General features: G+C 46.4%; 1 rRNA gene. It reads left to right on the top strand.

Annotation, left to right across the window (positions count from 1 at the left end):
* Positions 1–161: 161 nt before the first annotated feature.
* Positions 162–1732 (top strand): 23S ribosomal RNA (locus D9V42_RS14580); the annotation flags it as partial.

Here is a 1732-nt window from a genome sequence, read left to right as displayed (position 1 = left end):
TAAGTAAAATTTATGATTTTACCAAGCAAAACCGAGTGAATTAGAGTTTTTTAACAAGCTTTGAATTCAAAAAGAAATAATCGCTAGTGTTCGAAAGAACACTCACAGATTAATAACATTTTGGGTTTTCAACCGACTTGTTCGTGTTGAAAGTCAAAAAAGATTAAGTTATTAAGGGCGCACGGTGGATGCCTTGGCACTAGAAGCCGATGAAGGACGTTACTAACGACGATATGCTTTGGGGAGCTGTAAGTAAGCTTTGATCCAGAGATTTCCGAATGGGGAAACCCAGCATGAGTTATGTCATGTTATCGATATGTGAATACATAGCATATCTGAAGGTAGACGCGGAGAACTGAAACATCTTAGTACCCGCAGGAAGAGAAAGAAAAATCGATTCCCTGAGTAGCGGCGAGCGAAACGGGAAGAGCCCAAACCAACGAGCTTGCTTGTTGGGGTTGTAGGACACTCTATACGGAGTTACAAAAGAATAAACTAGACGAATCATCTGGAAAGATGAATCAAAGAAGGTAATAATCCTGTAGTCGAAAGTTTGTTCACTCTTGAGTGGATCCTGAGTACGACGGAACACGAGAAATTCCGTCGGAATCCGGGAGGACCATCTCCCAAGGCTAAATACTCTCTAGTGACCGATAGTGAACCAGTACCGTGAGGGAAAGGTGAAAAGTACCCCGGAAGGGGAGTGAAATAGAACTTGAAACCGTGTGCTTACAAGTAGTCAGAGCCCGTTAATGGGTGATGGCGTGCCTTTTGTAGAATGAACCGGCGAGTTACGATTTGATGCAAGGTTAAGCAGTGAATGTGGAGCCGTAGCGAAAGCGAGTCTGAATAGGGCGTTGAGTATTTGGTCGTAGACCCGAAACCAGGTGATCTACCCATGACCAGGTTGAAGTTCAGGTAACACTGAATGGAGGACCGAACCGACTTACGTTGAAAAGTGAGCGGATGAGTTGTGGGTAGCGGAGAAATTCCAATCGAACCTGGAGATAGCTGGTTCTCTCCGAAATAGCTTTAGGGCTAGCCTCAAGTGATGATTATTGGAGGTAGAGCACTGTTTGGACGAGGGGCCCTTATCGGGTTACCGAATTCAGACAAACTCCGAATGCCAATCAATTTAACTTGGGAGTTAGAACGCGGGTGATAAGGTCCGTGTTCGAAAGGGAAACAGCCCAGACCACCAGCTAAGGTCCCAAAATATATGTTAAGTGGAAAAGGATGTGGCGTTGCCCAGACAACTAGGATGTTGGCTTAGAAGCAGCCATCATTTAAAGAGTGCGTAATAGCTCACTAGTCGAGTGACACTGCGCCGAAAATGTACCGGGGCTAAACATATTACCGAAGCTGTGGATTGTCCGTAAGGACAATGGTAGGAGAGCGTTCTAAGGGCGTTGAAGCATGATCGCAAGGACATGTGGAGCGCTTAGAAGTGAGAATGCCGGTGTGAGTAGCGAAAGACGGGTGAGAATCCCGTCCACCGATTGACTAAGGTTTCCAGAGGAAGGCTCGTCCGCTCTGGGTTAGTCGGGTCCTAAGCTGAGGCCGATAGGCGTAGGCGATGGATAACAGGTTGATATTCCTGTACCACCATTATTCGTTTTAAGCGATGGGGGGACGCAGTAGGATAGGCGAAGCGTACTATTGGATTGTACGTCCAAGCAGTAAGACTGAGTGTTAGGCAAATCCGGCACTCTTAAGGTCAAGCTGTGATGGG

Source organism: Staphylococcus pseudoxylosus (assembly GCF_003697915.1).
In the GTDB taxonomy this organism is placed as follows: domain Bacteria; phylum Bacillota; class Bacilli; order Staphylococcales; family Staphylococcaceae; genus Staphylococcus; species Staphylococcus pseudoxylosus.
This window is presented reverse-complemented; position numbering and strand designations above follow the sequence as displayed.